This window comes from Microbacterium sp. STF-2 (genome assembly GCF_034650155.1).
Classification (GTDB): Bacteria; Actinomycetota; Actinomycetes; order Actinomycetales; family Microbacteriaceae; genus Microbacterium; species Microbacterium maritypicum_A.
On sequence record NZ_JARKMW010000001.1, the window covers coordinates 1,112,650 to 1,134,002 of the forward strand.

23 protein-coding genes are annotated in these 21,353 nt (G+C 69.0%); 13 read left to right on the forward strand and 10 right to left on the reverse strand.

Annotation, left to right across the window (positions count from 1 at the left end):
- Positions 1 to 17 precede the first annotated feature (17 nt).
- Positions 18 to 242 (forward strand): DUF3107 domain-containing protein, encoded by a 225-nt coding sequence (locus MicroSTF_RS05275; protein WP_017828623.1) that lies wholly within the window; start codon positions 18 to 20, stop codon positions 240 to 242.
- Positions 243 to 249: 7 nt separating this feature from the next.
- Complete coding sequence (locus MicroSTF_RS05280) at positions 250 to 537, forward strand: hypothetical protein (RefSeq protein ID WP_029266749.1); 288 nt, start codon at positions 250 to 252, stop codon at positions 535 to 537.
- A gap of 18 nt (positions 538 to 555) precedes the next feature.
- On the opposite strand, the gene MicroSTF_RS05285 is transcribed toward MicroSTF_RS05280, so the two are convergent.
- Positions 556 to 1,269, reverse strand: a complete 714-nt coding sequence (locus tag MicroSTF_RS05285) for a ferritin-like fold-containing protein (RefSeq protein ID WP_021199631.1) — start codon at positions 1,267 to 1,269, stop codon at positions 556 to 558.
- A 196-nt stretch (positions 1,270 to 1,465) separates the two neighbouring features.
- Here MicroSTF_RS05285 and MicroSTF_RS05290 point away from each other — a divergent pair, with 196 nt between their 5' ends.
- Positions 1,466 to 2,986: a DEAD/DEAH box helicase gene (locus MicroSTF_RS05290; protein WP_029266747.1), complete on the forward strand. Its 1,521-nt coding sequence runs from the start codon at positions 1,466 to 1,468 to the stop codon at positions 2,984 to 2,986.
- A gap of 96 nt (positions 2,987 to 3,082) precedes the next feature.
- Here MicroSTF_RS05290 and MicroSTF_RS05295 read toward each other — a convergent pair whose 3' ends face one another.
- Positions 3,083 to 3,991, reverse strand: coding sequence for a DUF817 domain-containing protein (locus tag MicroSTF_RS05295; RefSeq protein WP_029266745.1), 909 nt, complete (start codon positions 3,989 to 3,991; stop codon positions 3,083 to 3,085).
- Between the two features lie 63 nt (positions 3,992 to 4,054).
- Positions 4,055 to 4,927 carry a PHP domain-containing protein gene (locus MicroSTF_RS05300; RefSeq protein ID WP_029260323.1) on the reverse strand — a complete coding sequence of 291 codons (873 nt, stop codon included), beginning with the start codon at positions 4,925 to 4,927 and terminating at the stop codon, positions 4,055 to 4,057.
- A 100-nt stretch (positions 4,928 to 5,027) separates the two neighbouring features.
- Here MicroSTF_RS05300 and MicroSTF_RS05305 point away from each other — a divergent pair, with 100 nt between their 5' ends.
- The 3 genes from MicroSTF_RS05305 to MicroSTF_RS05315 are packed head-to-tail and all read left to right on the forward strand — an operon-like array spanning position 5,028 to position 8,426.
- Positions 5,028 to 6,050 carry an endonuclease/exonuclease/phosphatase family protein gene (locus tag MicroSTF_RS05305; protein WP_322954091.1) on the forward strand — a complete coding sequence of 341 codons (1,023 nt, stop codon included), beginning with the start codon at positions 5,028 to 5,030 and terminating at the stop codon, positions 6,048 to 6,050.
- A gap of 36 nt (positions 6,051 to 6,086) precedes the next feature.
- Positions 6,087 to 7,508 carry an aminopeptidase P family protein gene (locus MicroSTF_RS05310; RefSeq protein WP_029260325.1) on the forward strand — a complete coding sequence of 474 codons (1,422 nt, stop codon included), beginning with the start codon at positions 6,087 to 6,089 and terminating at the stop codon, positions 7,506 to 7,508.
- A gap of 9 nt (positions 7,509 to 7,517) precedes the next feature.
- Positions 7,518 to 8,426 carry a phosphotransferase gene (locus MicroSTF_RS05315; protein ID WP_322954094.1) on the forward strand — a complete coding sequence of 303 codons (909 nt, stop codon included), beginning with the start codon at positions 7,518 to 7,520 and terminating at the stop codon, positions 8,424 to 8,426.
- 22 nt (positions 8,427 to 8,448) lie between these two features.
- On the opposite strand, the gene MicroSTF_RS05320 is transcribed toward MicroSTF_RS05315, so the two are convergent.
- A complete protein-coding gene (locus tag MicroSTF_RS05320; protein ID WP_136023671.1) occupies positions 8,449 to 9,111 on the reverse strand; it encodes an alpha/beta family hydrolase in 663 nt (220 codons plus the stop codon).
- Between the two features lie 25 nt (positions 9,112 to 9,136).
- Positions 9,137 to 9,883 (reverse strand): general stress protein, encoded by a 747-nt coding sequence (locus tag MicroSTF_RS05325; protein WP_322954098.1) that lies wholly within the window; start codon positions 9,881 to 9,883, stop codon positions 9,137 to 9,139.
- Between the two features lie 85 nt (positions 9,884 to 9,968).
- Here MicroSTF_RS05325 and MicroSTF_RS05330 point away from each other — a divergent pair, with 85 nt between their 5' ends.
- The 4 genes from MicroSTF_RS05330 to MicroSTF_RS05345 are packed head-to-tail and all read left to right on the forward strand — an operon-like array spanning position 9,969 to position 13,418.
- Positions 9,969 to 11,273 (forward strand): magnesium transporter MgtE N-terminal domain-containing protein, encoded by a 1,305-nt coding sequence (locus MicroSTF_RS05330; RefSeq protein ID WP_029266737.1) that lies wholly within the window; start codon positions 9,969 to 9,971, stop codon positions 11,271 to 11,273.
- The gene (locus tag MicroSTF_RS05335; protein WP_029260330.1) at positions 11,273 to 11,785 is read left to right on the forward strand and encodes a DUF1003 domain-containing protein; all 513 of its coding nucleotides are present in this window, start codon (positions 11,273 to 11,275) and stop codon (positions 11,783 to 11,785) included. Before MicroSTF_RS05330 ends, MicroSTF_RS05335 begins: the two co-directional genes overlap by 1 nt.
- The gene (locus tag MicroSTF_RS05340) at positions 11,782 to 12,903 is read left to right on the forward strand and encodes an Mrp/NBP35 family ATP-binding protein (RefSeq protein ID WP_322954101.1); all 1,122 of its coding nucleotides are present in this window, start codon (positions 11,782 to 11,784) and stop codon (positions 12,901 to 12,903) included. The genes MicroSTF_RS05335 and MicroSTF_RS05340 overlap by 4 nt, the downstream gene beginning before the upstream one ends.
- A 20-nt stretch (positions 12,904 to 12,923) precedes the next feature.
- Positions 12,924 to 13,418 (forward strand): YcxB family protein, encoded by a 495-nt coding sequence (locus MicroSTF_RS05345; RefSeq protein WP_322954103.1) that lies wholly within the window; start codon positions 12,924 to 12,926, stop codon positions 13,416 to 13,418.
- A 47-nt stretch (positions 13,419 to 13,465) separates the two neighbouring features.
- On the opposite strand, the gene MicroSTF_RS05350 is transcribed toward MicroSTF_RS05345, so the two are convergent.
- A complete protein-coding gene (locus tag MicroSTF_RS05350) occupies positions 13,466 to 13,873 on the reverse strand; it encodes a twin-arginine translocase TatA/TatE family subunit (RefSeq protein WP_021199618.1) in 408 nt (135 codons plus the stop codon).
- 89 nt (positions 13,874 to 13,962) lie between these two features.
- Between MicroSTF_RS05350 and MicroSTF_RS05355 the strand changes: the two genes are divergently transcribed.
- Positions 13,963 to 14,601, forward strand: a complete 639-nt coding sequence (locus MicroSTF_RS05355; RefSeq protein WP_021199617.1) for an O-methyltransferase — start codon at positions 13,963 to 13,965, stop codon at positions 14,599 to 14,601.
- Positions 14,602 to 14,687: 86 nt separating this feature from the next.
- On the opposite strand, the gene MicroSTF_RS05360 is transcribed toward MicroSTF_RS05355, so the two are convergent.
- From MicroSTF_RS05360 to dapE, 3 genes are all read right to left on the reverse strand, one after another.
- Positions 14,688 to 14,861, reverse strand: a complete 174-nt coding sequence (locus tag MicroSTF_RS05360; protein WP_017203323.1) for a DUF3117 domain-containing protein — start codon at positions 14,859 to 14,861, stop codon at positions 14,688 to 14,690.
- Positions 14,862 to 14,955: 94 nt separating this feature from the next.
- Positions 14,956 to 16,173: a hypothetical protein gene (locus MicroSTF_RS05365; protein WP_322954113.1), complete on the reverse strand. Its 1,218-nt coding sequence runs from the start codon at positions 16,171 to 16,173 to the stop codon at positions 14,956 to 14,958.
- Entirely contained in the window at positions 16,155 to 17,228 is a 1,074-nt protein-coding gene (gene dapE / locus MicroSTF_RS05370; protein ID WP_029260335.1) for a succinyl-diaminopimelate desuccinylase, read from the reverse strand. The genes MicroSTF_RS05365 and dapE overlap by 19 nt, the downstream gene beginning before the upstream one ends.
- A gap of 65 nt (positions 17,229 to 17,293) precedes the next feature.
- Here dapE and dapD point away from each other — a divergent pair, with 65 nt between their 5' ends.
- Both dapD and MicroSTF_RS05380 read left to right on the forward strand, forming a co-directional pair.
- A complete protein-coding gene (dapD, locus tag MicroSTF_RS05375; RefSeq protein WP_029260336.1) occupies positions 17,294 to 18,241 on the forward strand; it encodes a 2,3,4,5-tetrahydropyridine-2,6-dicarboxylate N-succinyltransferase in 948 nt (315 codons plus the stop codon).
- 282 nt (positions 18,242 to 18,523) lie between these two features.
- On the forward strand, positions 18,524 to 19,906 hold the full coding sequence (locus MicroSTF_RS05380) for a DEAD/DEAH box helicase (protein WP_021199613.1): 1,383 nt from the start codon (positions 18,524 to 18,526) through the stop codon (positions 19,904 to 19,906).
- Between the two features lie 73 nt (positions 19,907 to 19,979).
- Here the strand turns inward: MicroSTF_RS05380 and MicroSTF_RS05385 are convergent, their stop codons facing one another.
- Positions 19,980 to 21,269, reverse strand: a complete 1,290-nt coding sequence (locus MicroSTF_RS05385) for a citrate synthase (RefSeq protein ID WP_051671213.1) — start codon at positions 21,267 to 21,269, stop codon at positions 19,980 to 19,982.
- Positions 21,270 to 21,353: the final 84 nt, after the last annotated feature.

The following is a 21,353-nucleotide window of genomic DNA, read 5'->3' on the forward strand; positions in this document are numbered from 1 at the left end:
AACTTCAAGGAGCACGCGTGGAAATCCGCATCGGCATCATCAACACCGGCCGTGAACTGAGCTTCGACACCGGCGCCAGCGCTGAAGAGGTCCGCACCCAGGTCGCCGCGGCGCTCGAGCAGAGCGCGTCGCACGTGAGCTTCGCCGACGTGAAGGGCAACTCCTACATCGTCCCGACCGCGAACCTCGCCTACATCGAGCTGGGCACCGAAGAATCGCGCCGCGTCGGCTTCGTCGCCTGACCGCGCGATGTACATCCTCCTCGCACTCATCGGCGCGTGCGCTCTGGGAATCGCCGCGCACTTCCTGATCCGCGATCGCGAGCTGCGCGGCGTCGCCCTGACCCCGGCGATCGCCACCGCCGTATCGGCGCTCACCTACACGGGCCTGCAGTGGGCCGGTGTAGGCGAGGACAGTATCTGGCTGTGGCTCGCGAGCGTCCTCGGCGCTCCCGTCGTCGCCGCACTGGCGACCATGGCGATCACCGGGATGCGCAAGCGCTCCGACGCCCAGAGCAGGGCGGCGCTGGGCATCTGACCCGTCGAACTGCGTCGCCTAGGACGCCAGTCCCATCGCGTCCATGCGACGAGCGTGCGCACCCATGAGCTCGGTGTATACCGGTTCGATGCGCTCCTCGTCGATCTCGAGACGCTCGGGCCGCAGCGCAGAGCGGCAGACGAGGATCGTGTCGCCGACCAGGCGGCGCGCCCACATCGACAGCAGCGAACGCCACTCCTCGTCGCTCTCGATCGTCTCCTGGATGATGGCGACGATCTCGTGTCGAGCGTCGTCCTCGCGGAGGATCTCCGCCACGCGCCGCCCGGTGTCTCCGTAGCTGGACGCCAGCGCGAGATAGAAGTCGTCGAGCATTCCGGCGGTGATGTACACGGCGAGAAGCGTCTCCCGTGGGCGCGCGCCGATGGTCTTTCGACGGAACGCGTCGAGGTTCTCCCGGAACGGGAGCATCAGCTGCGTGGGGTCGTCCCCGTGCTCGGCGATGAGCTCCACGATCCCCCGATGCTTGGTCAAGGCGGCCCCTGCCGCACGAGACAGCGACTCCTTCTCGGAGAGCGCGGTCGTGGCGCGGATGAGACGCGTCAGCGTCTCGAAGTAGCCCAGTTGCAGATAGGCGGCCTGCCCGAGGAACCGATTGAGCTCGGGGGCGAGTTCGGCGAAATCGATGCGCGTCGCATCCCCCTGCTCGCCTCTGCCGCGCAGCGCGAGGGTGCGTCGCGGCGCGTCGTCGCGCTGCCAGAACCACTTAACCACGAGGTCGTCCTCCCGAGTCCACCACGACGTTCACAATACTCGTGCCGAACGCTCCTTCCTGGCCGGAGGCGCCCCTCGGGTAGGCTGGGCGTGTCCCCGCCGTCGGAGCGGGGCCCCGCGCCTGTGGCACAAGAGACGGCGTGGATCCGTTAACGTGGCGATCCCGCAGGCTCGCCGGACAGGCAATCTGAATAAAGTGACAACTTTCGCCGATCTCGGCATCGATCAGGACATCGTCGACGCACTCGCCGCCAAGGGCATCGTCGACGCGTTCCCCATCCAGGAGCAGACCATCCCCCTCGGCCTTCCCGGCCAGGACATCATCGGTCAGGCCAAGACGGGAACAGGCAAGACCTTCGGCTTCGGCATCCCCGTCGTCCAGCGCCTCGGCAAGGACCCGGAGCACGGCGTCAAGGCACTCATCGTGGTGCCGACGCGTGAGCTCGCGGTGCAGGTGTACGAAGACATCGACCTGCTCACCAGCAACCGCTCGACCAGCGTCGTCGCCATCTACGGCGGCAAGGCCTACGAGGGTCAGATCGACCAGCTCAAGGCCGGCGCGCAGATCGTGGTCGGCACGCCCGGTCGACTGATCGACCTCGCCGGTCAGCGCCTGCTCGACCTCTCGCACGCCACCGAGGTCGTGCTCGACGAGGCCGACAAGATGCTCGACCTCGGCTTCCTCGCCGACATCGAGAAGATCTTCCAGAAAGTCCCGGCCGTCCGTCACACGCAGCTGTTCTCCGCGACGATGCCCGGCCCGATCGTCGCCCTCGCACGTCGCTTCATGTCGAACCCGATCCACATCCGTGCGAACGACCCCGACGAGGGCCTCACGCAGGCGAACATCAAGCACCTCGTCTACCGTGCGCATTCGATGGACAAGGACGAGGTCATCGCCCGCATCCTGCAGGCCGAGGGTCGCGGAAAGACCGTGATCTTCACCCGCACCAAGCGTGCGGCGCAGCGCCTCGTCGACGAGCTGAGCGACCGCGGCTTCAATGTGGGCGGCGTGCACGGTGACATGGGTCAGGATCAGCGCGAGCGCTCGATGGCCGCCTTCAAGGCGGGCAAGCGCGACGTCCTGGTCGCGACCGACGTGGCCGCCCGAGGCATCGACGTCGATGACGTGACGCACGTCATTAACCACACGATCCCGGATGAGGACAAGACGTACCTGCACCGCGCAGGCCGTACGGGCCGCGCGGGCAAGACCGGCATCGCGGTCACCTTCGTCGACTGGGAAGACCTGCACAAGTGGGCCCTGATCAACCGCGCCCTCGAGTTCGGCCAGCCCGAGCCCATCGAGACCTACTCGTCCAGCCCGCATCTGTACGAGGACCTCAACATCCCCCAGGGCACGAAGGGCCGCCTGGTGTCAGCGCCCAAGACGGAGTCCGTGAAGACCGAGCGCACCCGTCGCCCCGAGCGCGCGGCCGACGCCGCCGCCGAGGGGACCGATGAGAGCGGCACCCGCCGCCGTCGTCGCCGTCGCAACAGCACGACTCCGGTCGGTTCGACCTTCACCGAAGGCGCTGCGGAGTCGACGTCCGGCGAGGGGCAGTCCGCACCGGCCGCCGATCGCGGTGCCGAGGGCGCGGGCACGCATGACGGTGCGGGCAAGGAGCACCACGACGGCAAGCCGGCTCCGGCACGTCGTCGCCGTCGTCGCCGTGGCGGTTCCGGCGCCGGCGCGGCTCCCGTCACCGGGGCCTGAGCACGTCACCGAGAGGGCGCATCCACCGGGTTCACTCCGGCGTATGCGCCCTCTCGCATGTGTGGACGCGGAAGCCGAGAGCCGGTTGCGGCGGGTTCACCGTCGGTCGCCGACATCCGGCTCCTGTGCGCGTGCCTCGTCGGCCGTGCGCAGCACGGCTGCCGGCACCTGCGGCGGATACACCCAGGCGACCAGCACGACCGAGATGATCATCAGCAGGAACCACGAGCTCAGCTTGCTCAACGAGACCGGCTGCCAGCCTCCGGCCTGATCCGGGTAGGCCCATGCGCCCGCCCACGTGCCGATGTTCTCCGCGAGATAGATGAACACCGCGACCCCGCCGAAGACGGCCAGGAGCGGCAGACGGATCGTGCGCCGCCACACCCGCGCGTGCATCACTGTGGGCAGCCAGAGCGCCACGACTCCCGCCAGGAGCACCCAGCGGGCATCCCACCACCAGTGGTGGGTGAAGAAGTTGAGGTAGATCGCCGCTGCGAGGACGGCCGTCATCCATCGCCGCGGATACCGCGTGAACCCGAGGTCGAACAGCCGATAGACGCGCACCATGTACGACCCGACCGCCGCATACATGAAACCGCTGAACAGCGGGACACCGCCGATGCGGAGGATCCCGTCCGCGGCATACGCCCACGACCCCACGTCGGTCTTGAAGAGCTCCATGGCGGTGCCGGTGATGTGGAACAGGACGATGACCCACAGCTCACGCCCGCTCTCCAGGCGGAAGACGAGCATCGCCACCTGGATGAGCACAGCGGCGATGGTGAGTGCGTCGTTGCGGGCGAGCACCGCATCGTCGGGGTACCACAGACGCGCGGCGACGATCAGGACCAGCAGCGCCGCCCCGAAGATGCACGCCCACGCCTGCTTGACGACGAACACCGCGAACTCGATCAGGCCGGCGCGGATGCCGTTCGACGGGGAATCGCGGAGGAGGCGATGAGCCCACGCGTCGACGCGTCGCTCGAGGGAAGTCGCTCGCTGCATGCCTCGGACGGTATCGGTCCCGCTCGACAGGTCGCCGGGAGATGACCGCCAGAATGCCGAGGATCAGGGAAAACGCGGGGCGGTGCCCGTGCCGCGTGCTATGAGCCTGGCCACCATCTCGTCAGAGGTGGTGTTCTCGCCGGGACGGTTGGGCTTGCCGTCGCCGTGATAGTCGCTCGAGCCCGTGATGATGAGGTCGTGCTTCGCGGCGATCTCTCGCAGCAGCCGCTTGCCTGCCTCCGTGTTCTCGCGATGCTCGATCTCGAACCCGCCGAGGCCTGCATCGACAAGGCGCTCGATGAACGCCACGGGCATCATGCGGTCGCGTCCCGCCGTCACGGGGTGGGCGATGATCGCCACTCCGCCCGCCTCGGTGATCAGACGCACAGCGGTCAGCGGATCGGGCGCGTAGTGCGGCTCGTAGTACCCCTCCCGTGGATGCAGGATGCCGTCGAACGCCTCGGTCCGATCCCGCACGATGCCCCGGGCGACGAGGGCGTCGGCGATGTGCGGACGCCCCACCGTCGCGTCGAGTGCCGTCTGCGCCACCACGTCGTCCCACTGCAGGTCGTAGTCTCGCCCGATGTTGCGGACGATCCGCTCGGCACGGCCGATCCGATCACCGCGGATGCGATCGGTCTCGGCCCGCAGCGCGTCATCCTCCGGATCGAAGAGGTAGCCGAGAACATGCACGCTGCGCCACTCGTGCTTCGCGGAGAGCTCCATCCCCGGGATGAAGGTCATCCCCCGTGCGACGGCGGCGTCTCCCGCCTCGCCCCAACCGGTCGAGCGGTCGTGATCGGTCAGCGCGAGCGTGCGCACCCCGTGCGCGTGCGCCTGCCGGACGACCTCGGCCGGCGACTCCGTGCCATCGGAATGGTTGGAGTGCAGGTGCAGGTCGGCGGGACCGGCGAATCCGTGGGACGAAGTGGCCATCCTCCGAGCGTACCGAGCGGCGACCCGCGCGGACGCGGAGGCGCACGGAAGCGGATGTCGAGGCAGGGACTTCACAGGCGACGCTCCTAGGCTGGTGGGGATGTTTCGTCTCCTGGGGATCCTCTTCACCGTGCTGCTCGCGATCGCGACGGCGGTCGTGGTGTGGCCGCAGTTCTTCCGTCTCGAGCAGACCTACCCGTTCGCGCAGCTCGTGTCCGCGCGCGGCATCGTGCTCGGCGGATTCCTCGTCGTCGCGGTGCTCGCGCTCCTGCTCCTGTTCGCCCGTCCGCTCCGCGGATTCGCCGCCTCCGTCCTGATCGTTGCGCTGCTCGGCGCCGGCGCGACCGCGGCGATCGGTGCCGTTCGCGGTTTCGGGGGATCACCACTCCCGGAGAAGACCGAGGACAGTGTCCGCGTGCTCACCTGGAACACGGCGGGAGAAGCGGTGTCTGCCGAGGTGATCGCCCAGCAGATCCTCGATCAGGGGGCCGACATCGTCGCCCTTCCCGAGACGACCGAGGCGGTCGGCGAGCGCATCGCGATCATGCTCCGCGAGCAGGGACACCCGATGTGGGTGCACCACGTGCAGTTCCGCCCGGATGTGCAGGACGGGCCGCAGTCGTGGCAGACGACCGTGCTGGTCGCCCCGGACCTCAGCGAGTACTCCGTGATCGAGTCGGCGAAGGACGGCACCAGCAACACCGGCTCGGTGCCCAGCGTCGTGCTCATGCCGATCGACGGCTCCGGCCCCACCATCGTCGCCGTGCACGCGGTCGCGCCGCGCATGGAGGAGATGCAGCAGTGGCGCAGCGACCTGCAGTGGATCGCGGATCAGTGCCCCCAGGGCGACTTCATCCTGGCCGGTGACTTCAACGCGACGATCGACCACATGGCCCCTCTCGGAGTCGAGGGCGGAGATATCGGCTACTGCCGCGATGTCGCGTCCCGCACCGGCAACGGCCTCACGGGTACCTGGCCGAGCTCTCTCCCTGCCCTCGCCGGCGCCCCGATCGATCATGTGATGGCGTCGCAGAACTGGTCTCCGACGGGGTCGGTCGTGCTGGACGATGCCGGTGGCAGCGACCACCGCGCTCTGGTCGTGCAGCTCGAGCCCGCCGGCTGACTCCCGCACCCGCCCGCCAGGTGACAGACTGGAGGGATGAGCACAGGAGAGCGCGACACGATCGCAGAACCCACCGTCGAAGCGTCTGTCGACAACGGCACCACCAACCGCAAGCAGCCCTTCCCCCAGGGCTTCCTCGACACGATCTCGACCGGTTGGGCCGAACGCCCGGAGACGCTTCCCGCGCCGCGCGCCCAGGCGTCGTACGCGGCCACGCGTCGTGCCGCCGTCTCCGCGGCCTTCCCCGGCAAGCACCTCGTGATCCCTGCCGGCTCTCTCAAGCAGCGCAGCAACGACACCGACTACGTCTTCCGCGCGCATTCCGCCTTCGCACACCTCACCGGGTGGGCATCGGATGCCGAGCCCGACTCGGTCCTCGTCTTCGCACCGACCGAGACCGGCCACGACATCACCCTCTTCTTCCGCGAGCGCGCCGACCGCACGACGACGGAGTTCTACGCCGACGCCACGGTCGGAGAGTTCTGGATCGGTCCGCGACCGTCCCTCGCCGGCGTCGCCGCCGACCTCGACATCGCCACCGCCCATCTGGACGACAGGGAAGCCGTCGAGGGCGAGCTGGTGCTCGACGAGGACGAGACCCTCACCCGCTTCGTCTCGGAGCTGCGGCTCATCAAGGACGAGTTCGAGATCGCCGAGATGCGCCGCGCCGTCGAGATCACGGCGAACGGCTTCGACGACATCATCCGCGAGCTTCCTGCCGCGACGGCTCATGCACGCGGCGAGCGCGTCGTGGAAGGCGTCTTCCACCGCCGCGCACGCGAGGACGGCAACGGCGAGGGCTACGACACGATCGCCGCCTCCGGCCCGCACGCCTGCTACCTGCACTGGACGCGCAACGACGGAACCGTGGTTCCCGGTGACCTGATCCTGGTGGATGCGGGTGTGGAGGCCGACAGCCTCTACACCGCCGACATCACGCGCACGCTGCCCGTCTCCGGCACGTTCACCGACGTGCAGCGGCGCGTCTACGAGACGGTGCGCGAGGCCGCCGACGCGGCATTCGCCGCCGCTCAGGTCGGCGTACGCTTCCGCGACGTGCACGGAGCCGCCATGAAGGTCATCGCCGAGCGGACGGCCGAGTGGGGTCTGCTGCCCGTCACCGCCGAAGAGGCTCTGGATGCCGACAAGGGCGGCCAGCACCGTCGGTACATGGTGCACGGCACCTCGCACCACCTCGGCATCGACGTGCACGACTGCGCCCAGGCCCGTCGCGAGATGTACTACGACGGCATCCTCGCCCCGGGCATGGTGTTCACGATCGAACCCGGACTCTACTTCCAGATCGACGACCTCACCGTGCCGGCCGAGCTCCGTGGCATCGGCGTGCGCATCGAGGACGACATCGTGATGACCGACGACGGCCCCGTGAACCTCTCGGCCGGCATCCCCCGCACGGCCGACGAGGTCGAGGCGTGGATGGCGCGACTGCAGAGCTGACACCGACGGATGCATGAGGGCGAGCTCGCACTCGAGACCGAGGTCGCGGCGCACCTGATCGCGCGCCGCTTCCCCGAGCTCCGTGGCGAGACCCTGCGACCGGTCCCCATGACGGGCACGGTGAACAGGATCATCCGGGTGGGCGACGGACTCGTCGCCCGCTTCCCCCTCCTCGGTGCAGCGGCGCACGAGCTCGTCCGCGAGGCCGCAGCACTCGAGGAGTTCACGGCGTCGAGCCCGTTCCCCGCGCCGCGCTCCTACGGCACCGCCTCCGCGTCGGAGGAGTTCGCCTCGGCCTGGGCTGTGCAGACGTGGATCGAGGGTGACCCGGCGGATCCTGTGCTCTCCTCCACGTCCGAGACGCTCGCGCACGACCTGGTCGCCCTCATCCGGGCGCTGCGCACCGTCGACGTGCGCGACCGTGTGTTCGACGGCAGGGGCCGGGGCGGAGTCCTCAGCGACCACGACGAATGGGTCGCGACGTGCCTGAGGCGGAGTGCGCATCTCTTCGATGCGGCCCGCGCAGGGCGGCTCTGGTCGGTGCTGCGCGAGCTCCCGTCCGCCAGCGCTCCGGTGATGAGCCACCGGGACCTCACGCCGTTCAATCTCCTCGTCGCGGAGCACGAGGGCGATACCCGCCTGGCCGGTGTGCTCGACGGCGGAGACTTCGGTCCCGCGGATCCCGCACTCGACCTGGTCGCCGCCTGGCACCTCTTCGACGCGCCGGGACGACACCTGCTCCGCGAAGGCCTGGCTGTCGACGACCTCGAGTGGCGGCGCGGCGCGGGATGGGCGCTGCAGCAGGCGCTCGGGCTCGGATGGTATTACGCGGAATCGAACCCGCGGATGAGCGCACTGGGAATCTCGACCGTGGGGCGCGTGCTCGCGGACGAGGAGCTGTCGAGGCTCATCGACTGAGGGGGCGTCCGACCGAGGGTCCTCACTCCTCCGCGCCGCCGAGGGCGAACTCCGCCACGATCGGGGCGAGTGCGGCCCCGATCTCCGCGGCGGGGCGCTTGCGGCCCTTCACCTCGAAGGTGTGTCCTCCTCCGTCGATCCAGACGACGCGCGCATCCCGACAGGTCGCGATCGCCTCCTCGAACTGCGAGATCGGCTGGATGAAGGGATCGTTCGTCCCCTCCACGAACAGCTGCGGGACCGTGATCCCCGGCAGATGCTCGACCCGTGGCTTCTCCGGACGTCCGGGCGGATGCAACGGGTACCCGAGGTAGACGAGACCGTCGACACGCATGCCCTCGGCGACCGCCATCGACGCCATGCGTCCGCCGTACGATTTGCCCGTCGCCCACAGGGTCGCCGAGGGATCGGACTCGCGTGCGAAGGCCGCGACGGCGTTCCATGTGGCGATCGCATGCGCGGCGGGTCCCGGCATCCGTCGCCCCTGCTCCACATACGGGAAGTTGAAGCGGAGGGTCGAGAAGCCCGTCGCGCTCAGCGCATCGACGTAGCCGGTGAGGAACGGATGGTCCTTGCCGGTCCCTGCACCGTGGGCCACGATCACCGTCGCCCCGTTGTCACCGGCTGTCCAGTCGGCGGACACGGCGGTGAGTCCCGCCGGGAGCGCGACCTGGATCTCGACCATCAGACGGAGAGCGTGGAGGTCGCCGTCATGCCCGTTCGCCCTGGATGCCGTCAGTGCCGGGAGCAGCGTCCGGCTCGACCGGGGTCACGGTCGACGGAGCGGCGGTCCCCGCCGATGCGGACCCGGGCTCGGGCGTCGTCTCGGGTTCGGGGTCGGCGACCGGCGGTGCGACGGGGTCGGCCGGGCGCGGCGGGATCACGGGATCCCCGGGTGCCGGGGCGGGCTCAGGCGAGGTCGCGCCGGGCGTGATCCGCTCGCCGTAGCGCGGCGGCTCGTCGAGGTTGACCGCCGGTCGCACGGGCGCCACTTTGTTCGCGCCGAGGACCTGCCGGGCCTTGCCCAGCGACGAGGACAGCACGGTGACCTCGTAGTGATCGGCCGCGAACTGCGTGACGCTGGCGAAGTCGCGCCGGCGACGGACGATCGCGTAGGTGACCAGGCTGAGGATCATCCCGACCGCGACACCGATGAGGACGAAGCCGAGGAAGAGCTGGATCGGCACCTCCGGGTTGCCGAGCACGAGGATGGCGGCGAGGAAGAGCCCGATCAACACACCGTTGATCGCCCCGGAGCGCGCGGCGGCGGCGTAGCCGAGCTTGCCGGTCACGCGTTCGACCGTGCGCACGCTCTGACCGACGATGGCGATGTCGCGCGCCGGCACCTCCCCCGCGATCAGCTTCGAGACCGTCTTCTGCGCGCTCTCGTAGTCGCGCATCGACGCGACGATCTCGCCGGTGTCTGTGCCGCTCGCGGGCCGGTTCAGCATGCTCATCCGGCTATTCTTCCACGCGTGCCGTCGGACGGCCCGAGGCACGGCCGACCCGCCGGAGACGCGAGCCGCCGACTACGCTGGAGAAGTGAGCACACAACGGGTTTTCGCCGCGCGCCTTGCCGGGTGCGCCGTCTTCGATCCCGTCGGCGACCGGCTCGGCAAGGTCCGAGATGTCGTCGTCGTGTATCGAAGTACCGCGGCGCCCCGCGTCATCGGCCTGGTCGTGGAGATCCCGGGACGACGCCACGTGTTCCTCTCGATCGGACGCGTCACCTCGATCCGTTCCGGCCAGGTCATCACCACGGGCCTGATCAACGTGCGGCGGTTCTCCCCGCGGGCCGGCGAGGTGCGCGTGCTCGCCGAAATGCTGGGACGACGCGTGAGCTTCGTCGATGGCAGCGGTACCGCGGTCATCGAGGACATCGCGATCGAACCGAACCGCCTCGGCGAATGGGCGATCAGCCAGCTCTTCCTCCGCCGACCGAAGACCAGTGCCTCCCCGTTCGCGAAGGGTCCGACGACGTTCGCGGCATGGAGCGAGGTCGCCGAGCAACGCGCTCCCGGCGAGTCGCAGTCGGCTGAGCAGCTCGTCGCCTCGTACTCCGAGCTGCATGCCGCCGATCTCGCCAACACGCTTCTCGACCTTCCGCAGCAGCGCATGATCGAGGTGGCCGAAGAGCTGTCGGACGACCGCCTCGCCGATGCCCTCGAGGAGATGCCCGAAGACGAACAGGTGCACATCCTCGACCGTCTGGGAGACGAACGCGCCGCCGACATCCTCGACCAGATGGAACCGGACGACGCGGCCGACCTGCTCGCCCAGCTGGCGCCTGACCGCCTGGAGCAGCTCCTGGAGCTCATGGAGCCGGAAGAAGCCGAAGACGTCAGGATGCTGCTGCGCTACGGCCCGGACACCGCCGGCGGTCTGATGACGCCTGAGCCGATCATCCTCTCGGCCGACGCCACAGTCGCCGAGGCGCTCGCGCTGATCCGCCGCCACGAACTGCACCCCGCGCTGGCCGCCGCGGTGTTCGTCACCCTCCCGCCGTTCGAGACTCCGACCGGGCGCCTGCTCGGGCTCGTGCACTTCCAGCGGATGCTGCGCTACCCGCCGCATGAGCGACTCGGCGCGATCCTCGACGACAGCCTCGAGCCCGTGCCCGTGACCGCTTCCGCCGCCGAGGTGGCACGGCTGCTGGCGAGCTACGACCTCGTCTCGCTCCCCGTGATCGATGCGGCGCATCGCCTCGTCGGAGCGATCAGCATCGACGACGTCCTCGACTACCTCCTTCCGGACGACTGGCGTTCGCATGACAGCGAGGACACCTCCCCCGCTGCGAGCACCGTCCCTGGATCCACCCCCGCCGCCCCGACGAAGGAGACGCGCTGATGCCCCGCTCTCCGCGCCTCGATGCGCCGGGCCGCACCACGACACGGCCCCGGGCGACGTCTCGCGACCGCTTCGGGCGCTTCACGGAGTGGGTGGCTCGCGCGATGGGGACCCCCGCGTTCCTGCTGATCCTCAGCCTGTTCTGTGTGGTCTGGATCGTCTGGAACACGCTGATGCCGGACGAGCTGCGCTTCGACGACGCCGCCCTCGGCTTCACGGCACTGACCCTGATGCTCTCCCTGCAGGCCTCATACGCCGCACCGCTCATCCTGCTCGCGCAGAATCGTCAGGACGACCGCGACCGGGTTCAGATCGAGCAGGACCGCCAGCGTGCGGAGCGCAACCTGGCCGACACCGAGTACCTGGCCCGCGAGATCGTGGCTCTGCGCATGTCGCTCGAAGAACGCAATTCGCAGGTCGTCACGCGCGACGTGCTGCGCCAGGAGCTCAAAGCCCTTCTCGCCGAGCTCGAAGACGCGCCGGAGAAGCCCCGATCCGGCGCCGCGTCGTGACCGCGGCGGAGCGTGTCCGCGCGGCTGTCGCCGCGGTGACGGATCCCGAGCTCCGTCGACCCATCGGGGATCTCGACATGGTCCGGGACATCTCCGTCGACGGCGGTCGAGCCCGCGTCGGCATCGTCCTCACGATCGTCGGCTGCCCAGCGGCGGCGCGGATCGAGTCGGACGTCCGCGATGCCGCGGCGTCCGTTCCGGGCATCGCGGAGGTGGACGTCGAGGTCGGCGTGATGACGCCGGCAGAACGCAAGGTTCTCACCGAGAAACTCCGCGCCGGGAGGCCCGCACGCCACATGCCGTTCGGGCCCGATTCCCTCACCCGTGTGATCCTCGTCTCCAGCGGCAAGGGGGGTGTGGGCAAGTCCACCGTCACCGCGAACCTTGCCGTCGCACTCGCCGCGCAGGGTCTGTCCATCGGTCTCGTCGACGCCGACGTGCACGGGTTCTCGATCCCCGGGCTCCTCGGCATCCCTGCGGGCACGCAGCCGACACGCATCGACGACCTGATGCTCCCCCCGGTCGCGCACGGCGTGAAGACGATCTCGATCGGGATGTTCCTCCGCGACGGCGAATCGGTGGTGGCGTGGCGTGGGCCGATGCTGCACCGCACGGTCTCGCAGTTCCTCACCGACGTCTTCTTCGGCGACCTCGACGTCCTGCTCATCGACATGCCGCCGGGGACGGGCGACATCGCGATCTCGATCGGCCAGCTCCTCCCCCATGCGGAAGTTCTCGTCGTGACCACCCCGCAGACCGCTGCCGCCGAGGTGGCGATCCGCAGCGGTCTCGTCGCGCGTCAGACGGGTCAGCGCGTGATCGGCGTCATCGAGAACATGGCGCCGTACACACTGCCCGATGGAACGGTCATCGACATGTTCGGCTCGGGCGGAGGCGCCGCCGTATCGGAGGCTCTCTCCGAACCGGGAGTCCCTGTGCCACTGTTAGCCTCGATCCCCCTGAGCCCCGCTCTGCGCGAGGGCGGAGACGCGGGCGAGCCGATCGTCTCCACCGAGAGCGACGATGTCGCGGCGACGACCATCCGCGACCTCGCGAGTACCCTGGCGCGGCGGGGCAGGGGCCTCTCCGGTCGATCGCTGCCGATGTCGCTCACCTGAACGCGTGGGAAGATGGACCGATGCCTCCCCGCTCTCTGACCGTCGATGAGGGTCTGCTGCGACGAATGGCTCGGGACGCAGCGATCTACTCGCTGACCCGACCCGCAGCCCTCGTCATGTGGGTCGCCCTCGCCGCAGCCCTCGTGCTCAGCATCCTCAACCTCGGCACGCCCGTCCGTCCGGGGGAACAGGGCCCCTTCGGAGCAGGATGGATGCCGGTCATCATCGTCGCGCTCGCGGGTTTCGCCGTCGTGATGTCCGTATCGGGCGCGCGAACCGCCGTCCGGATCGCGATGCCCGTCGGAACCGTCGTGTGGGTATCGCTGGAAGAGGACAGCCTGCAGATGGGCAGCGGCCGTCGTCGCTCCGACATCGCCTACCGCACCTTCCAGAGGATGCGAGTGGGCAAGGACGCCGTGCTGTTGAAGCTGCGAGACACCTCGGCCGCGACCGCGATCCCTCGGGGCCTGCTCACGGACGACGAAATCGCCACCCTCCGCTCGAAGATCTCCTAGGCGCCGAGCGCGCAGAGCCCTGCGCGCTCGATCGGCGAGCGTTCCCGTCAGGTGGCTTCGGCGTCGAAGGGAGGGCGGTTCGACGCACTGAACTCCTGCGGAACGGCTCGGGTCGCGGGAGCCGTTGTCGCCGCGGCCGCAGCTCCGGCGATCGGCTCCGCGATGGTCTGGGCCGCCTGCAGCGGGGTCGCCGGCTGGGGCTCTTCCATGAGCGCATCGCGGATGATCCGGCGCGGGTCGTACTGGCGCGGGTCGAGCTTGCGCCAGTCGACGTCGTCGATCTCCGGCCCCATCTCCTCGCGCACCCTCGACTTGGTCGCGCGCAGATACTCGCCGGCCTTGCGGACCATGCGCGAGAAGCTCTCCGCGGCTCGCGGGAGACGTTCGGGGCCGATGATCAGAACCGCGATGAGGCCGATCAGCAACAGCTTCTCGAAGGTGAGCCCGAACGTCATCTCTACAGGCTACCGCCGCGCCTGCGGTCCCCGCACTCGCCGACCGAATACTCTGGAGAGGATCACAGTCAGGCAGGGAGAAACAGGCCATGAGCGAGCATGACGCGAACGCGCGTTTCCTGCGCGAGTCCATCGTGGAACCCGACGCCATCAGCCGCGCACGCGCGCATGCGGTCGAACTGGGAGCGATGCCGATCAGCGCCGCCGTGGGTTCGCAGATCGCCGTGCTCGCGGCCGCGACCTCGGCACGCTCCATCGTCGAGATCGGCACCGGCGCCGGAGTCTCCGGTCTCTGGCTCCTGCGCGGCGCACCCCAGGCGGTCCTCACCTCGATCGACAACGAACCGGAGCACCTCGCCGCGGCGCGACAGGCCTTCTCCGATGCCAAGGTGCCGTCCACCCGAGCCCGCTTCATCACGGGCCGCGCGATCGACGTTCTCCCCCGCATGAACGAGAACTCCTACGACATCGTGCTGGTCGACGCCGACCCCGAGCATGTCATCGAGTACGTCGAACACGGTCTGCGTCTCGCGCGCACCGGCGGACTCGTGCTCGTGCCCCGCGTGCTCGCCGGCGGTCGCGTCGCCGATCCGGTCCAGCGCGACGAGATCACTTCCGCCTACCGGTCCCTCGTGCAGGAGACGCAGGAATCCTCGGCGGTCCTCGCCACGGTCTCCCCCGCCGGCGAAGGTCTGCTGCAGCTGATCAGTCTCGCCGAACGCGGCTGACCGCGCGGCTCGAGACCGTGCGAAAAGGGCGATGGATCCGAGGATCCATCGCCCTTTCGGATCCGCCGACGCGGACCCCAGGTCGATCAGGCCGGTGCCACGACGGCGGCAAGCACGTCGTGAAGCTCCTTGGCCTCGGCGTCGTTCACGGAGACGACCAGGCGGCCGCCGCCTTCGAGTGGAACGCGCACGATGATGAGTCGTCCTTCTTTCACGGCTTCCATAGGTCCGTCTCCGGTCCTCGGCTTCATCGCTGCCATCGTGGCTCCCTTTCCTCCGGTGGTATGGGATGAGTTTATCGGGTGTCACCGGGACCTGGAGGTCACGGAGCAACAATTGGGTCGAGCTTCACCCTCACGGCACCTGCCAGAACGTGCTTCCGAGCGCATACACGTGGTAGATCCAGAACCATTGCCCGAGGAGACATGCGGCCAGCACGCCGACACGCCAGAGCCGTGATCGCGGCACCGCGACCGCTCCCCAGAGCGGGCTCAGGGGGAGAAGCAGGCGGAACGTGCTCGATTGCGGGAAGAACACCGCGAGCAGATACAGCAGGTAGCTCGCACTCCACAGACGGATGTCGGCGCCCAGAGCGCGCACCTGCGAAGAGAAGAGGAGTGCGGCAGCAGCGCCGACGACCGACAGCACCAGCACGATCGGCCCCCACCACTGCGGCATCCCCCAGAGGGCGAACCAGAACTGCGATGCCTGGATCCACCCTTCGAACGGGATGAAACCGTCGACTCCGCCGGTGATCCAGTGCTGGCGCCACGCGAGCTCGGTCGCGAGATACGCACCGGGATCCCCCGTCGCGATGCCGGCGATCACCTGCCAGGCGAAACCGGACAGAGTCGCGAGCGCGCCGAGCGCGAGGATGTGTGCGATCTCGCGCCCGGTGAGCGGATCCTGCCGACGTCGGATCCACCGCAGCAGTCCGTGCAGCCCGAGGAACAGGGCGAAGGCCAGGACACCGGGTCGTGTGAACGCCATCACGGGGATCAGGATGTACAGCCAGGCATAGGTGCGCCGCGTCGTCGCATCGAGGGCGAGGAACAGCAGCAGCAGGAACAGCGTCTCGGCGTACCCCACCTGGAACATCGCCGCGATCGGTCCCGCCGCGAAGAACACGACGGCCCACGTCGCCGCGGAGTTGCCGATGCGATCACGAAGCAGGCGGTGAAGCGCGAGACAGGCCAGGTAGCCGGCGACGAGCGAGAGCAGGAGCGCACCGGCACCCCAGGACCCGAGCAGTATGCCGATCCCCTTGGCCGCATATGCGAACACCGGCATGAACGCCCAGGCGTTCTCGGCGACGTCACCCGAGTCGGTGAGGGGCAGATCCGTCGGGTAGCCGTTCTCGGCGACCAACCAGTACCATTGCGCGTCCCAGCCGAGGACGAAATCGATGATCCCCGCCTCCGCGCCGAACCGCGAGGACGAGGTCGACAGTGAGGCGGCGATGACCAGGAACACCGTCGTGACGACCCGGGCTCCGAGGTAGACGACTGCCACGCGCACGGCGACCGGCGCCTTCGCCCAGCGGCGCGTTGCGCTCAGTGCGAGGTGAGCCATGCGCGCAGGCCCCGCTCCACGGCGTCGATCTGCGCGAGGGGTACACGCTCCTCATCGTGGTGGGCGAGGTGCGGGTCGCCGGGCCCGTAGTTCACAGCCGGGATCCCGAGCGCGGAGAATCGCGCGACGTCGGTCCACCCGTACTTCGGGCGCGGCTCGGCGCCGACCGCCGCCACGAACTGCTTCGCGATCTCGGCGTCGAGGCCGGGACGCGCCCCCTCGGCGGCATCCGTGATCTCGACGTCGAAGCCGGCGAGGACTGCGCGGAGGTGAGCCTCGGCATCGGCCGCAGACTTGCTCGGCGCGAACCGGTAGTTGACCTCCACCTCGCAGGCGTCGGGGATGACGTTCCCCGCGACGCCGCCCGCGATGCGCACGGCGCTCAAGCTCTCGCGGTACAGCAGCCCCTCGACCAGCACCTCCTTGGCGCGGTACTCCGCCAGACGCGTGAGGACGGGCGCCGCGCGGTGGATCGCGTTCTCGCCGATCCAGGCACGCGCGCTGTGAGCACGCACGCCGGTGGTGCGCACGATCGCACGGAGCGTTCCGTTGCAACCGCCTTCCACCTCACCGTTGGACGGCTCGCCGAGGATCGCGAAGTCCGCCTCGAACAGGTCGGGACGCACGGCGGCGAGCAGACCGAGACCGTTCTTCGACGCCTCGATCTCCTCGTTGTCGTACCACATCCACGTGATGTCGATCGCGGGGTCGGTCAGCTCGGCCGCGAGCTTCAGCTGCACGGCGGTGCCCGCCTTCATGTCGACCGTGCCGCGGCCCCAGAGATAGGGGACTCCGTCGATCTCGATGTCGCGCGTGGGCAGGTTCGCATTGATCGGCACGGTGTCGATGTGACCGGCGATGGCGACGCGCTGTGCCCGGCCACGGTCGGTACGAGCGACGATCGTGTTCCCGTGGCGGAAGACCTCCAGATGGTCGAGCGGGGACACTGCGGCCTCGATCGCATCGGCGAGTGTCTTCTCGTCGCCGGAGACGCTCGGGATGTCGCAGATCGCACGGGTGAGGTCGACGGAGGACGCGGTCAGATCGAGCACCATGGGTCCAGCCTACTTACCCCGTCATGAGTGCGGTCGTCGCCCCGGGAGCGCGATAGCGTGGAGGGATGAGCGACGCACGCACCGTATGGGGTATCGGCCTGACCACCATCGCCGGGGACGGCACGGTTCTCGACGCCTGGTACCCCGAGGTGCACACCGGTGCGGTCACGACCGACGAGGTGGCTGTCGCTGCGCTCGAACCCCTCGCGGGGAGCGACGAACGACGCGACGTCACGATCGAGGTGGTGCAGCTGCAGATCGACCTCGACACGGCACCGGCCTCCACCGCCGACGCCTATCTGCGCCTGCATGCCCTGTCGCATCTCGTCGTGCGCCCGAACGAGCTGAACCTCGACGGCATCTTCGGACACCTTCCGAATGTCGCCTGGACCAACGCCGGGCCCGTCCTCCCCGTTGACGCCGCCCGCCTGCGCCCGCAGCTCCAGCGCGCGGGCATCCAGGTGCAGGGGCTCGACAAGTTCCCCCGCCTGACCGACTATGTGCAGCCGGCGGGCGTCCGCATCGCCGATGCCTCCCGCGTGCGCCTGGGGGCGTACCTCTCCCCCGGCACGACCGTCATGCACGAGGGATTCGTCAACTTCAATGCCGGCACACTCGGCGCATCGATGGTCGAGGGCCGCATCTCGCAGGGTGTGGTCGTCGGAGACGGCAGCGACATCGGCGGAGGGTCCTCCATCATGGGCACCCTCTCGGGTGGCGGAACGCATCGGGTGTCGATCGGTGCCCGCACCCTGCTCGGCGCGAATGCGGGCATCGGCATCTCGCTCGGTGACGACTGTGTCGTCGAAGCGGGGCTCTACGTCACCGCAGGCACCAAGATCGTCCTCGTCGACGGACCCGTGACCGCCGACGGCGGGCGCAAGACCGTCAAGGGTGCGGAGCTCTCCGGTCAGGACGGCCTGCTCTTCCGCCGCAACTCGCTCAGCGGTGCGGTGGAAGCCGTCCGTCGCGCCGGTGTCGGAGTGACCCTGAACGAGGCTCTGCACGCCTGAGAGCAGCCTTCCGGCCCGTCTCCGCGGAGCCGACGACCCGCGCGGGAGGCGACATGCAGCCGACGGCATGCGTGCACTGGTAGACTGACATCGTTGCGCGTACCGCCGGTCCCGCAACATCGTCGTCGTCACGGGGTCTCCGAGGACCGAAGCGAGCGGAACTGCTCCCACCACCAGCATGAGCTGGCCTTTCGAACGGCGAACCGATGCGCAATTCCTGCGCCGTCGCCCACCTCACCCCCTATCTCGCGCCGTTCACTCGTGCGCTGACGGAGTTTCTGCATGTCTACTTTCCTTGAACTCGGCGTTCCTGCCGAGCTCGCCGCCGTTCTCGCCGATTCCGGCAAGACCGAGGCATTCGCCATCCAGCGCGACACCCTTCCCGACTCCCTCGCCGGACGCGACCTCCTGGGCCGCGGACGCACGGGCAGCGGCAAGACCATCGCCTTCGCCCTGCCGCTCGTCGCACGCCTTGCCGCCTCGGGCGGTCAGCGTCGCGCCGGCCTTCCGCGCGGACTCGTCCTCGCGCCCACCCGTGAACTCGCGACCCAGATCGCCGCGACCATCGCGCCTCTCGCGGAGGCCGCAGGCCTGCGCGTCACGACCGTCTTCGGCGGGGTCAGCCAGCGCCCGCAGGAGCAGGCGCTTCGCGGCGGCGTCGACATCGTCGTGGCCTGCCCCGGTCGACTCGAAGACCTCATGAAGCAGCAGGTCGTGCGCCTGAGTGCGATCGAGGTCACCGTGCTCGACGAGGCCGACCACATGGCCGACCTCGGCTTCCTCCCCGGCGTCACCCGCATCCTCACGGCCACGCCGGCCGGTGGGCAGCGCCTGCTGTTCAGCGCCACGCTGGACCGCGGCATCGACACCCTCGCCCGCCGCTTCCTCTCGAACGCCGTCAGCCATGAGGTCGACGAGGAGAGCGTGCCCGTCGGCGAGATGACGCACCGCGTCCTGGTCGTCGACTCGGCCGACAACAAGACGGCCCTCGTGCGTGAGCTCGCCTCGGGCACCGGTCGTCGCATCCTCTTCACCCGCACCAAGCACCAGGCGAAGAAGCTCGCGAAGCAGCTCACCGCCGCGGGGATCCCCGCGGTCGACCTGCACGGCAACCTCTCGCAGAACGCCCGCGAGCGCAACCTCGGTGCGTTCTCCGCGGCCCCGGAAGACGGCGGTGTGCGCGTGCTCGTCGCGACCGATGTCGCCGCCCGTGGCGTGCACGTCGACAACGTCGATCTCGTCGTCCACGTCGACCCGCCCGTCGAGCACAAGGCGTACCTGCACCGTTCCGGCCGCACCGCCCGCGCCGGGGCTGCCGGCACCGTGGTGACGGTCGTGCTCCCCGAGCAGCGTCGTGATGTCAAGGATCTGCTGCGCAAGGCAGCCATCTCGGCCCCGCTGGAGGATGTCACGGCCGCTGCCGTCACCGCGCTGGTTCCCGAGCGCGCACCTCACGTGCGTCCGGCGCCCGTCCAGGCTCCGCAGCAGCAGCGCCAGTCGTCGAAGCAGCGCCCCGCGGGCGGCGAGAGGAACGGTGCGGCGAACCCGCCGTCGCGTCGCCGTCGTCGTCCCCGCTCCGGCGCATCCGGCAATGGTCAGGGCGGCGGGTACTCCACGCAGAGCAACCAGTCCCGCCAGGGCGGCCGCAGTTCACAGGGCCGCTGATACCGACCGGCAGCACTCACGCAGAAAAGCGCCCCCTCCGTCTCGACGGAGGGGGCGCTTTCTCGTCACGCGCTCAGCGCGTGGGGAACTGACGTTCCGGCGATCCTGTGTACAGCTGCTGGGGGCGGCCGATCTTGGTCTGGGGGTCGAGCTGCAGCTCACGCCACTGCGCGAGCCAACCGGGCAGGCGCCCGATGGCGAACAGCACCGTGAACATACGGGTCGGGAAGCCCATGGCCTTGTAGATGACACCGGTGTAGAAGTCGACGTTCGGGTACAGGCGACGCTCGCGGAAGTAGTCGTCGGCCAGCGCGAGCTCTTCGAGCTCCTTCGCGAGATCGAGCAGCGGGTCGGTCACTCCGAGCGACGAGAGCACCTCGTCGGCCGCGTCCTTGACGAGCTTGGCGCGCGGGTCGTAGTTCTTGTACACCCGGTGCCCGAAGCCCATCAGCTTCACGCCTTCTTCCTTGTTCTTCACCCGCTCGACGAAGCGCGAGACACTCTGGCCGGAGTCGCGGATCTGACCGAGCATCGTCAGCACGGCCTCGTTCGCGCCGCCGTGCAGCGGGCCGGAGAGCGCCTGGATGCCGGCGGAGACCGAGGCGAACTGGTTCGCACCGGTGGATCCGACCAGGCGGACGGTCGACGTCGAGGCATTCTGCTCGTGGTCTTCGTGCAGGATGAGGAGCAGCTCGAGAGCCTTCGACATCACCGGGTTGACCTCGTACTCCTCGCTGTGCACGCCGAAGTTCAGCTTCAGGAAGTTGTCGACGAAGCTCAGCGAGTTGTCCGGGTAGAGGAAGGCCTGGCCCACGCTCTTCTTGTGCGCGTACGCCGCGATCACGGGGAGCTTGGCGAGCATGCGCACCATGTTCAGCTCGACGTGCTCCGGGTTGTGCGGGTCGGTCTGACCTTCGTAGTACGTCGACAGCGCGGCGACCGCCGAAGACAGCACGGACATCGGGTGCGCCGTGTGCGGCAGCGCCGAGAAGAAGCGCTTGAGGTCTTCGTGCAGCAGAGTGTGGCGACGGATCTTCTCGTCGAACTCCGCGAGTTCGGAGGCGGACGGCAGCTCGCCGTAGATGAGCAGCCAGGCCACCTCGAGGTAGCTGGTGGAGCCCGCGAGCTGCTCGATCGGATACCCGCGATACCGCAGGATGCCCTTGTCGCCGTCGATGAACGTGATCTCGGACTTCGTGGAGGCCGTGTTCACGAACCCGTAGTCCAGGCCCGTGTACCCCGTCTGCCGCGTCAGCGTGGAGAAATCGATGCTGTCGTGCCCCGCCGTGCCGCGCAGCACCGGGAATTCGGCGGTCGTGTCGCCGATCGTCAGCTTCGCCGTCTGGTCTGCCGCTGCACTCACGCGGACCTCCTCGTAGTGTCCGAGCCCGCTCGTCGCGGTGCTGTCGGACAAGATCTTGATCAAGCCTGAACTGGCGATCTCACG

Coding starts and splice junctions, on each gene's coding strand:
- dapD (WP_029260336.1), top strand. CDS start 17,294: ATGAGCGACGCACGCACCGTATGGGGTATCGGCCTGACCACCATCGCC.
- MicroSTF_RS05300 (WP_029260323.1), bottom strand. CDS start 4,927: ATGGCCACTTCGTCCCACGGATTCGCCGGTCCCGCCGACCTGCACCTG.
- MicroSTF_RS05345 (WP_322954103.1), top strand. CDS start 12,924: ATGCCTCCCCGCTCTCTGACCGTCGATGAGGGTCTGCTGCGACGAATG.
- MicroSTF_RS05295 (WP_029266745.1), bottom strand. CDS start 3,991: ATGCAGCGAGCGACTTCCCTCGAGCGACGCGTCGACGCGTGGGCTCAT.
- MicroSTF_RS05360 (WP_017203323.1), bottom strand. CDS start 14,861: ATGGCAGCGATGAAGCCGAGGACCGGAGACGGACCTATGGAAGCCGTG.
- MicroSTF_RS05315 (WP_322954094.1), top strand. CDS start 7,518: ATGCATGAGGGCGAGCTCGCACTCGAGACCGAGGTCGCGGCGCACCTG.
- MicroSTF_RS05280 (WP_029266749.1), top strand. CDS start 250: ATGTACATCCTCCTCGCACTCATCGGCGCGTGCGCTCTGGGAATCGCC.
- dapE (WP_029260335.1), bottom strand. CDS start 17,228: ATGGTGCTCGATCTGACCGCGTCCTCCGTCGACCTCACCCGTGCGATC.
- MicroSTF_RS05305 (WP_322954091.1), top strand. CDS start 5,028: ATGTTTCGTCTCCTGGGGATCCTCTTCACCGTGCTGCTCGCGATCGCG.
- MicroSTF_RS05365 (WP_322954113.1), bottom strand. CDS start 16,173: ATGGCTCACCTCGCACTGAGCGCAACGCGCCGCTGGGCGAAGGCGCCG.
- MicroSTF_RS05355 (WP_021199617.1), top strand. CDS start 13,963: ATGAGCGAGCATGACGCGAACGCGCGTTTCCTGCGCGAGTCCATCGTG.
- MicroSTF_RS05380 (WP_021199613.1), top strand. CDS start 18,524: ATGTCTACTTTCCTTGAACTCGGCGTTCCTGCCGAGCTCGCCGCCGTT.
- MicroSTF_RS05320 (WP_136023671.1), bottom strand. CDS start 9,111: ATGGTCGAGATCCAGGTCGCGCTCCCGGCGGGACTCACCGCCGTGTCC.
- MicroSTF_RS05335 (WP_029260330.1), top strand. CDS start 11,273: ATGCCCCGCTCTCCGCGCCTCGATGCGCCGGGCCGCACCACGACACGG.
- MicroSTF_RS05310 (WP_029260325.1), top strand. CDS start 6,087: ATGAGCACAGGAGAGCGCGACACGATCGCAGAACCCACCGTCGAAGCG.
- MicroSTF_RS05350 (WP_021199618.1), bottom strand. CDS start 13,873: ATGACGTTCGGGCTCACCTTCGAGAAGCTGTTGCTGATCGGCCTCATC.
- MicroSTF_RS05325 (WP_322954098.1), bottom strand. CDS start 9,883: ATGAGCATGCTGAACCGGCCCGCGAGCGGCACAGACACCGGCGAGATC.